General features: G+C 64.7%; 8 protein-coding genes. 3 read left to right on the top strand and 5 right to left on the bottom strand.

Annotated elements, in window-relative coordinates; all coding sequences use genetic code 11:
* Positions 1–404 precede the first annotated feature (404 nt).
* A complete protein-coding gene (locus RT460_RS13165; RefSeq protein WP_313319415.1) occupies positions 405–3,182 on the bottom strand; it encodes an EAL domain-containing protein in 2,778 nt (925 codons plus the stop codon).
* A gap of 103 nt (positions 3,183–3,285) precedes the next feature.
* On the opposite strand from RT460_RS13165, the gene RT460_RS13160 reads away from it, so the two are divergent.
* The gene (locus RT460_RS13160) at positions 3,286–4,539 is read left to right on the top strand and encodes a sensor histidine kinase (protein WP_345785084.1); all 1,254 of its coding nucleotides are present in this window, start codon (positions 3,286–3,288) and stop codon (positions 4,537–4,539) included.
* A 28-nt stretch (positions 4,540–4,567) separates the two neighbouring features.
* Positions 4,568–6,298, top strand: coding sequence for an EAL domain-containing protein (locus RT460_RS13155; protein ID WP_313319413.1), 1,731 nt, complete (start codon positions 4,568–4,570; stop codon positions 6,296–6,298).
* A gap of 19 nt (positions 6,299–6,317) precedes the next feature.
* On the opposite strand, the gene RT460_RS13150 is transcribed toward RT460_RS13155, so the two are convergent.
* The 4 genes from RT460_RS13150 to flgA all read right to left on the bottom strand — a co-directional run bounded on the left by RT460_RS13150 (position 6,318) and on the right by flgA (position 8,957).
* Positions 6,318–7,538 (bottom strand): ATP-binding protein, encoded by a 1,221-nt coding sequence (locus RT460_RS13150; RefSeq protein WP_313319412.1) that lies wholly within the window; start codon positions 7,536–7,538, stop codon positions 6,318–6,320.
* A 73-nt stretch (positions 7,539–7,611) separates the two neighbouring features.
* A complete protein-coding gene (locus RT460_RS13145) occupies positions 7,612–7,950 on the bottom strand; it encodes a flagellar protein FlgN (RefSeq protein ID WP_313319411.1) in 339 nt (112 codons plus the stop codon).
* On the bottom strand, positions 7,947–8,249 hold the full coding sequence (gene flgM, locus RT460_RS13140) for a flagellar biosynthesis anti-sigma factor FlgM (RefSeq protein ID WP_313319410.1): 303 nt from the start codon (positions 8,247–8,249) through the stop codon (positions 7,947–7,949). Before flgM ends, RT460_RS13145 begins: the two co-directional genes overlap by 4 nt.
* A gap of 63 nt (positions 8,250–8,312) precedes the next feature.
* Positions 8,313–8,957, bottom strand: coding sequence for a flagellar basal body P-ring formation chaperone FlgA (flgA, locus tag RT460_RS13135; RefSeq protein WP_313319409.1), 645 nt, complete (start codon positions 8,955–8,957; stop codon positions 8,313–8,315).
* A 111-nt stretch (positions 8,958–9,068) separates the two neighbouring features.
* On the opposite strand from flgA, the gene RT460_RS13130 reads away from it, so the two are divergent.
* On the top strand, positions 9,069–10,022 hold the full coding sequence (locus RT460_RS13130; protein ID WP_313319408.1) for a chemotaxis protein: 954 nt from the start codon (positions 9,069–9,071) through the stop codon (positions 10,020–10,022).
* Positions 10,023–10,037 lie beyond the last annotated feature (15 nt).

Here is a 10,037-nt window from a genome sequence, read left to right as displayed (position 1 = left end):
GGGGAGCTTTTGGCTTTGCTCGTAATGCCCCTGCCGAGCATGGCTCGGCACTACAGATGATGCCTGGCTTTGGCTACAGATGATGCCTGGCCCTTCTCCCGTTCACGGGAGAAGATGCCCCGCAGGGGTGGATGACGGGAGCTTTTGGCTTTGCTCGTAATGCCCCTGCCGAGCATGGCTCGGCACTACAAATGATGCCTTGCCTTGTCTGCAGATGATGCCTGGCCTTGGCCCTTCTCCCGTTCACGGGAGAAGGTGCCCCGCAGGGGCGGATGAGGGGGCTTTTGCCTTTGCTCGTAAAGCCCCTGCCAAGCATGGTTCGGCACTGCTTGGGTGCCGGCCATATCGCGCCCGGCACGGCGACGACTGCCGTGTTGGGCAGTACCGCCAGGACCACGCCAGCCTCACAGGCTGGCGTGGGCGTACTCCGGTGCCTGTAGCTGTGGCAAATCAGTTGCCGCCTGGGAATGATCCTGCTTCAGCCACTGCACCATCTCGCGCGGTCGCAGCGGGCGGGCGAACAGATAGCCCTGCAGCGCATCGCAGCCCTGCCGTTGCAACATCGCCGCCTCTGCCGTGGTCTCCACCCCTTCGGCAACCACACGCATGCCCAACGCATGGCCCAGGTGCACGATGGCCTGGGTGACTTCGGCCGTGCCCGCATCATGCAGCATGCCCTGGACGAAGCTGCGGTCGATCTTCAGCCGCTGCACCGGGAAGCGATTGAGGTAGTGCAGGTTGGAAAAGCCTGTACCGAAATCATCCACCGCCAGCGGAATACCGTGCTGATCGAAGATGTCGAAGCATTGGCGCAAGGTGTCCGTGTCGCGGATCAAGGCGGACTCGGTCAGCTCCAGCTCCAGGCGATGCGGCGGCCAGCCGTACTGCTTGCAGATGGCCACCACGCGCTCGGCAAATCCTCGCTCGCGCAATTGGATGGCCGAAACATTCACCGCCACCCGCTCGAACTGCAGCCCTGCCTGTTCCCACACCGTTGCCTGCCGGCACACTTCTTCCAGCACCCAGTCGCCAATGCGCACGATCTCGCCGCATTTTTCCGCGATGGGGATGAACTCGGTGGGCGGACAGATACCCAGCTTCGCGCTGTTCCAGCGCAACAAGGCCTCGATGGAAGGCGGCTGGCCCTCGCGCGCGTCCACCAGCGGTTGGTAGACCAGGCTGAACTCATCGCGGTCCACCGCACCATGAAGCGCGTGCTCGATGTCCAGGCGACGCTGCGTGCGTGCCAGCGCGTCCTGGCTGTAGTACTGGTAAGTATTGCGCCCTGCTTCCTTTGCGGCATGCATGGCGGCATCGGCGGCACGCAGGAGACTGTCGAAATCGTTACGGGTCTCGTCCTGCAGCGCGATACCCACGCTGGCGCCAACCTTGAGGGTGACGTCGTCGCGGTACAGCGGCTCGGCCAGTGAAGCAATGAGCTTGCGCGCCACATGGCCGGCATCGTCCGGCTCGGCGAGGTTGCGCAGGATCACGATGAACTCATCGCCATTGAAGCGGGCGAACAGGTCCGCATTGCGCAGGTTCTGGTGCAGTCGCGCCGCCGCTGCCTTCAGCAGCATGTCGCCGGTGGCGTGGCCGAAGGTATCGTTAATGCTCTTGAAGCCATCCAGGTCGATGAACAGCATGGCCAGAATGGCCCCGCGTTCGCTCGCCTCGATCATCGCCTCGCCTGCCTGTTCGCGCAGCAGCATGCGGTTGGGCAGCCCGGTCAGCAGGTCATAGTGCGCCAGCAGTTCCAGCCGCTCGTCGGCTTCCCGTTCGCGGGTGGTATCGCGGAACAGCACAACGTAGCGCTCCGGCAAGCCGTCGCGGCGGTCCAGTTCCACCAGCACCTGCACCCATATCCGCTGACCCGAGGGCCGGTAGAAGCACAGATCCAGTTGTTCCGGCAGCCCGCCGGCCGCGATACGGGTCAAGGCGGCCTCGAAACTGTCGCGCGAGTCCTGGGTGTATAGCGCCAACGCCTGATCCAACGTCACCGGCGCCTTGCGCAGGCCATGGATGCGATAGCACTCCTCGGTCCACTGCATCAGCCGGGTCTCGACTTCGATCTCGCAACCGCCAATCCGGCCCAGCGCCGAGACCCGGTTAAGCAGTTCGGTGCGCCAACGTATCAACGCGTCCGTGCGGCGCTGCCCGCTGATGTTCTGCACCTGTCCCAGCACCCGCTGCAGCTGCCCTGCGCCATCGCGTTCGACTTCCAGCCAGATCCGCAGATGCTGCTGGTACAACGGGTCCCGTCCCCAGGTAAGGTCAAAGCTGCCCGGCTGGCCGTCGTCCAACAACCGCCGCCAATGAGCGAACAGCTGCTGTCGGGTTTCTCCGCCCAGCTGCCGCATCCACTGACGCCCACGCGGCAGGGCCGGTTGCTCCCAGCCGATCGCAGTGACCAACTCGGCGGACCACTCCAACTGACCGCTGTGCGCGTCCCACGCCCAACTGCCCATGCCGGCAACACGTTGCGCGCGACGCAACAAGGCCTGCTGCGCACGTAGCTCGTCTTCCAGCTGCTTCTGTTGCTGGATGTCGGTGGAAGTGCCGATCATGCGCTGCGGCCGGCCATCACCGCCACGTGCAACCACCTTGCCCCGGTTCATTACCCAGCGCCAGCGGCCATCGGGTTGGCGTACGCGGAACTGACAGGTGAACGGGACCTCCGCGTCCTGCAAATGAAGCAGGATCGCCTCTCGTAGCTGTGCCTGATCGTCCGGATGCACGTCATCCAACAGGCCCAGCGCGGGCAACATATCCACGGGTGCCTGGTCCGGCCGCGTCACTACCAGGTGGTCTGCTCCCAGGTCCCAGTCCCACAAGCGATGGCCGGCGGCCTGCATGGCCTGCATCCAGCGCTCACTGCGCTGCGCGTCGCTTGCGGCGGACGTGTACAGATAGCCCAGAGCATTGCCGTCGGGTGCTCGCAGGGCACTCAGCGCTCCTTCCATGCAGTTGCAACCCGCCGGCAGCAGGCAAGCGACCAAGTCCTGCTCGGCGGCTGCCACGCGACTGCCTGCCAACTGGGCGCTGTAACGCGACAAGGTGGCCGGCAAGCCCAGCTCACGGGCCTGGCCGTTGGCGGCCAACGGCTGGCCCTCCGGGTCGAGGAGCACCAGCGCTGCGCTCAACGGGTGACGAAGCAGGGTTGCTATAAGGCCGCGATCCACGCGTTCGATCTCCACACCCGGCAATTCGGGGACCTAATCCATAGCGGCATCGGATAGGGAGAATTGAGCACTACGTCGTGCCATATCCGCACAACTCGTTAAGATGGCGCGACGCTCCGCAAATCCCCTGCCCATGGACGCCGGCCCGGCCCCTGCCTCTTCCCCTACTGCTGCGGCCTCTGGCCAGCGCCGGCACTGCCTTCGGCTGCCAGTGCTGGCCTCGCTGATTGTCGCGGCGCTGCTCGCTGGCGCCGTGCTCGCAATCGCTGTCATGCAGCGTACGGGCTGGCAAAGCGTGACGGCCATCGCACTACTTTTGTGCGTGGTGTTGGGCTTGCTGACACGCAGGGTGCTCCGCCCTGTTCCCAGTGCAGACACGGACGCGGCTGTATTTCAGCAGCTGGCCACGGCCATGCCCGATGCAGTGGTCATCAGCGACGGACGAACGCTTGCTTACGCCAATCCAGCGGCGAAGCGACTGCTGGCCATCGATACCCCAGCGTATGCGCAGCGGCTTGCCAATGACATTGCGCTGGCCGGTTGCAGCGACGAGACCCCGTTCCCCATGTCATTGCGGGGACGCAACGATGAAGTGCTGCAGTGCTCGGTGATCGCGCGGCCCATCCGCTTCGCCCAAACCTCCTGCTACCTGTTCGTCATCCACGACCTTAGTGAGATCGAACGCGGGCGTGCTGCGCTTGCCGTCAGCAACGCGGAGCTGCAGGCCATGGCTGGGCGCCTGTTCTCCCTGCAGGAGGATGAGCGCAGGTCGATATCCCGTGACCTGCACGACGATATTGGCCAAGCCATCACCGCGATCAAGCTGGCTGCCTGCGCCTCGCGCGACGAAACCGATACTGCCCGCCGCCAGGACGACATCGACCAGATCATCGAACTGGCCGACAGCACCGTCACCAAGCTGCGCAACCTGTCGATGCTGCTGCGCCCGCCGCAGTTGGACGCACTGGGCCTGGAGGCCGCGCTGCGCTGGCAGGCCAATATGTTGTTCCGCTCCACACCGGTCGAGCTGCTGCTGGATGTTGGTAACCTGCCCCGTCGTCCCAGCAACGAAGTGGAGCAGGCCTGCTTTCGTATTGCCCAGGAAAGCCTGACCAATGCACTGCGCCATGCCCGCGCCAGCCAGGTCTCGCTGCAACTGCATGCCGATGCCGACAGCGGTCTCCAGCTGCGGGTGGTCGATGATGGCGAAGGGTTTGACCCGGATGGCCCCCGCGGCCTTGGAATGATCGTAATGCGCGAACGCGCGCAGAGTGCCGGTGGCAGCCTCAGTATCGAAACAGCACCGGGCGAAGGCACCCGCATTGATTTGCACCTGCCGTACGCCGCCGCCCACTGACACCCCATAGCCCAGGATTTTTTCGACGATGTGGAACGCCCCCAGCCCCAGCCCAGCAGATCGCAGCGATGCGCGCCCCGTACGCTTGGGTGCCGGCAATCCCGAACTGCTGGCCCTGGTCGAGGCGGCCTATCGTGGCGGCCCCGGACTGATCCTGATGCACCTGGATATCGATCACTTCGCCTCGGTGAACGAGAACATGAGTGCCGAGGTGGGTGACCAGGCACTGGTCCTGATTGCCGACCGTCTGCGCGGCTTCCTCGCCGGCCGCGGACGGCTGTGGCGGCATGGCAGCGACGAGTTCCTGATCGCCGTGCAGCGCGGCAGCGGCGTACCCTCGCCCGAGGAACTGGCTGAAGAAATCCGCCAGCAGATCGAGTTGCCGCTTTCCGTGTTGCCCTACACCCTTTTCCTGACCGGCAAGCTCGGCGTCAGCCTGTGCCCGGAGCATGCCGGCAGCACCACGACCTTGCTGGACATGGCCGAGGATGCGCTGCACCAGGCCAGCCGGGAAGGCGGCAACGCCGTGCATGTGCATGTGCTGCACAAACCCAGCAGTGCGCACAGTGAAAGCATCATCTCCCGGCAGTTGGTCGATGCCATCGACAACGGCGAGCTGCGCCTGCGCTATCAGCCCTTGGTCAGTGCCCGCGACGGCCACGTCGTTGGCATGGAAGCATTGTTGCGCTGGCAATCACCCACCCTGGGCATGCTGGTGCCGGAGCGCTTCATGCGTACCGCCGAACGGCTGGGCATCATCGTGCAGATCGGCGCCTGGGTGCTGGAGATGTCGCTGCGCCAAGCCAAGGCATGGCGGGACCAGGGCTTCGAGGACTTCAATGTTTCGGTCAATGTCTCCACCTTGCAGCTGCTGCGGCCCAACTTCTTCCCCGAAGTGATGACCCTGCTGCAATCCATCGGCGTGCCTGCACGCATGCTTACCCTGGAGATCAACGAAAGCGCGCTGACCAACAACGTGAATTTCGTGCATGAAACCCTGGCCAGCCTGCGCAACGAGGGCATCAGCCTGTGCCTGGACAACTTCGGCACCGGCGATTCCAGCCTCAGCGCCCTGGTGCGCTATCCGGTGGACAAGCTGAAGATCGACCGGACCTTCATCAAAAGCGCACCGGCCGCCAACCGTGAAGCCGCCATCAGCCGCGCCATCATCGCCATGGGCCACCAGCTGGGCATGACTGTGATTGCCAACGGGGTGGAGTCACAGGCGCAGCTGGGCTTCCTGCGCCGCAATGATTGCGACGTGTTCCAGGGCTATCTGTTCGGCGAGCCGATGTCGGCCGACGCCGCCGGCATGACCCTGCGCCGCCGTTACCTGCGCCCGGAGGCCTTCGCCGAAACCCGGCCTGATCGCACGCTGCTGTTGCTGGACGACGAAGAGAACGTCCTGCGCTCGCTGGTCCGCCTGTTCCGTCGCGATGGTTACCGGATCCTGGCGGCCGGCAATGTGCGCGATGCGTTCGACCTGCTGGCGATCAACGATGTGCAGGTGATCCTGTCGGACCAGCGCATGAGCGACATGAGCGGTACCGAATTCCTGGGCCGGGTGAAAATGCTCTACCCCGATACCATCCGCCTGGTGCTGTCCGGCTATACCGACCTGAACACCGTCACCGACGCCATCAACCGCGGCGCCATCTATCGATTCCTGACCAAGCCGTGGAACGACGACGAACTGCGCGAACACATCCGCCAGGCATTTCGCACGCATGATGAAAAACAGGGCGTCAGTTCAACCTGACGCCATCACCCCGACACCGTCATTTGGGCTGGCGGATCGGCAGAACGATGCGGAAGCGCGAGCCCTCGCCCACCGTGCTGTCCAGGTCGATGCGGCCGTGGTGCTTGTTGATGATGCCGTAGGAGATCGACAGGCCAAGGCCGGTACCGCTGCCCACCGGCTTGGTGGTGAAGAACGGATCGAAGATGCGCTGGCGCAGCTCCGGCGAAATACCGGCGCCGTTGTCCTGGAACTCCACCCACACCTCATCGCCGTCCACGCCGGTACTGACGATGATGTTGCCGCGGTCGGCAATGGCATGGCCGGCATTGAGCAGCAGGTTCATGTAGACCTGGTTCAACTCCGACGGCAGGCATTCAATCATCGGCAATTCGCCGTAACGGCGCTCAAGCGTCACCTTGTACTTGAGCTCGTTCCAGATGATGTTGATGGTCGATTCAAGCCCTGCGTGCAGGTCCACCAACTTCCAGGATTCGTCGCGGCCGGAATAGGAGAAGTCCTTCAGGTCGCGCACGATGCGCGTCACCCGCTCGATGCCCTCGCGTGACTCGGCCATCAACTGCGGCAGGTCGCGGCTGATGAAGTCGATGTCCAGCCGGTTGCGGATATCGTCGATCTCCGGGATCAAGGCCTTGGGATCTGGCGCGCGCAGGGCGCGCTCATAGGCTTCGATCACGGTGAACAGGCTGCGCAGGTATTCCTGCAGGCTGCCCAGGTTGGAATGCACGTAGCCGATCGGGTTGTTGATCTCGTGCGCCACGCCGGCCGCCAGCTGGCCAATGGAGGCCATCTTTTCCGACTGCAGCAGCTTTTCCTGGGCGCCGTTGAGGCGCAGATAGGCTTGGCGCAGCTCGGCGTGGCGTTGTTGCAGTTCGCGCTCGTAGTCCTCTGGGCCATCCACGTGCTGGAACAGCGCCAGATAGGCATCGCCGGCGGCATCGGCATGATGGTGCAGGTGCACGGTGATCACCCGCTCACCAACGGGAAGACTGCCGGTCCATTTGCCGGTCTCGCGCGACTGCGGCAGCGCATAAGGCGGCAACAGGTTTTCCAGTTCGCGAGCCAGGTTCGCACCGGCGGGAGACTGCTCGCCAAAAAGATCGCGTGCCAACGCATTGGCCACGCTGACCTCGAACCGGCCGTTGAATACCAGCATGCCCTGCTGCACCCGCTCGCCCAATGCCCGCAAGGCCGCGGCGGAGGGAATGGGCGCAAGCGTTGAAGGATCTGAAGCGTTCACAGGCAACCGGCACAGCAACGGTGGGGGCTGCCACTATAGCCGGATGAATGCGAGCTGCGGGAAGAGCGGGCGGTCAGGCAACCGCCAAGGGCCGCCTTGCGTGGACGGTCTGGGCCTGGCCCTTGGCGTCGTAGGACGGTGCGGCTTCACTGCGACCCAACTGACGCAGGGCCCAATTGACCTCGCGCCGGCGCCGCGCCAGCAGTACACCGTTGGCGTGGTTGCGCTCGGCAAGCTCTTTCAACCGCTCGCCATTGTGCAGCGGCGGGTGGCGTTCCAGTTCCCGCAGCGCCTCCAGCTTCTTGCCGGTGGCCGCGACCAGCGCCGCGACATCGTGTTCGACAAGCGCTCGCTGCTCGCCATCCAGCGCATCGCTCAGCCGCTCCAGCGGATCGCTCATGCTCAGGTTCATCCGCGCAGCTGCTGGTCCATGTCCAGCATGCGCGACGCGATGGCATCGGGGTCGATCTTGTAGCTGCCGTTCTCCAAGGCCTCACGGACGGCCTGGACGCGGGCCGGGTCGATCGCCGGGGCCGCGGACAACTCACGCTGCACTGCCTGCAGCTGGGTCGCCTCGCCGGTCAGACGCACGCTGTCGGCGGGTGCCACGGCCTGGCTCTTTGCCTCGCCGGCTGCGGCCACCTTGGTATTGATCGCCACGCTGCGCAACTGGGTTGCGGCTGCGATACCACCGTCGATTTTCTGGCTCATGTGATGGAGTCCTGATTCTGTACGAAAACTATAACGGCCGCGGCCGAGGGTTCTTTAGGGCTTTCAGCGACTGACAAGCACATCGCCCGCCGAGGTGGTCACACCCTGCATCACCCGCCGTGAAGAAAGGTTCTCCACCGATACGCGGTCGCCCTCCCCGGCATCACCCAGGGCCTTGCCGGCCATCCTCACCTCAACCCCACCGCGCCGGGCTACCAAGGCGACATTGTCACCACGACGAACGATGCGCGGTGCCACCAGGTCGGTCGCCGCCAGCAGGCTGCCTGCGGCGAGTGCGCGGCGGGCGACCCGCCCGACCGCCGCCTCGGGACGCGACAGGACCGCACCGGCGATGCGCGCGGTATCGCGCTTCACCGTACTGATGTCGGCCAGCGAGATGACTTCTCCAGCGGCGACGCCGCGATTGAGCACCAGCACGCCCTGTTCACGGCGTACCTTCACCGGAACGAACAGGCGCCAGCCGCCGGCCTGAGGGCAGCTGACCTCAACGGTGGTATTGGCGGTCGCCCTGGCCTGCAAGGCCACCGGGCAGGCTGGCAGCCGCAGGCCGGCATCGACCCCCGCCTCGCCCTCCTCACCCGTCGCCAGCGTGGTCAGCGCTGCCACGCGAATGGATTCCACTGGCTGGAACGCAGCGGCGAACCCATAGACAGGCCACAACAGGCATATAAAAAGGAGAAGGCGCATGCGCGATGACCACCGATCAGCTCGAATCTGCCTAGACACAGGCAAGACGCGTGCCAGACCCGGGCAACAACCGCGCTCAAGTTGCCGACACCTGCCGCCGATACCGATGACATGTCACAAGACCTGCTCAACCGCATTGACCAGCGCACCCGCCTGGCCGGACACAACCGGCTCGCACTGCTGTTGTTTCGGCTGGGTGGCCGTCAGCTTTTTGGCGTGAACGTGTTCAAGGTGCAGGAAGTACTGCGTCGGCCCGGACTGTTCCAGGTGCCCGGATTGCCGGCCCAGTTTGCCGGCGTGGCCGACGTGCGCGGCCGTTCGGTGCCGGTACTCGACCTCGGCCTGGCGATCGGCCACCCCGAGCGCGAACCGGACGCCGACACCTCGCCCGGCTACCTGGTAGTGACCGAATTCAACCGATCAGTGCAGGGCTTCCTGGTCAGCGGTGTTGAGCGCATCGTCAATATCGCGGTGGAAGACATCCAGCCGCCACCGGAATTGGGGGCGGAGTCCACCTACCTGACGGCAGTGACCCGGTTCCAGGGCGAGCTGATCCAGGTCATCGACGTGGAAAGCGTGCTGGCCGACATCGCCCAGCTGCGCAGTGAGGCGGTACTGGACCCGTCCATGGCACTGCCGGCGGACGCCCCGCCCATGCAGGTGCTGGTGGTGGACGACTCGCGGGTGGCGCGTCAGCAGATCCGCAGCGTGCTGGACCAACTCGGCGTCAACGCAACCCTGCTATCCGACGGCAAGCAGGCGCTGGAGCATCTGCTGCAGATCCATGCAGCCGGCGAGAACCCGGCCGAACGCTACGCCATGGTCATCTCCGACATCGAAATGCCAGCGATGGACGGCTATACCCTGACGACGGAAATCCGCCGCCATCCGGGCTTGGCCGGCCTGTTCGTGTTGCTGCACACCTCCTTGTCGGGGGTATTCAACAACGCCATGGTCGAGCGCGTGGGTGCCAATGCCTTCGTGGCCAAGTACAGCCCGCATGAGCTGGCCGACTTTGTGCTGCAGCGCCTGCGCCAGGTTGCCGAGAGCCACCAATACGCCTGAGTCGTGTTGCAAGCC

The organism is Stenotrophomonas sp., assembly GCF_032061965.1.
Lineage (GTDB): Bacteria > Pseudomonadota > Gammaproteobacteria > Xanthomonadales > Xanthomonadaceae > Stenotrophomonas.
This window is presented reverse-complemented; position numbering and strand designations above follow the sequence as displayed.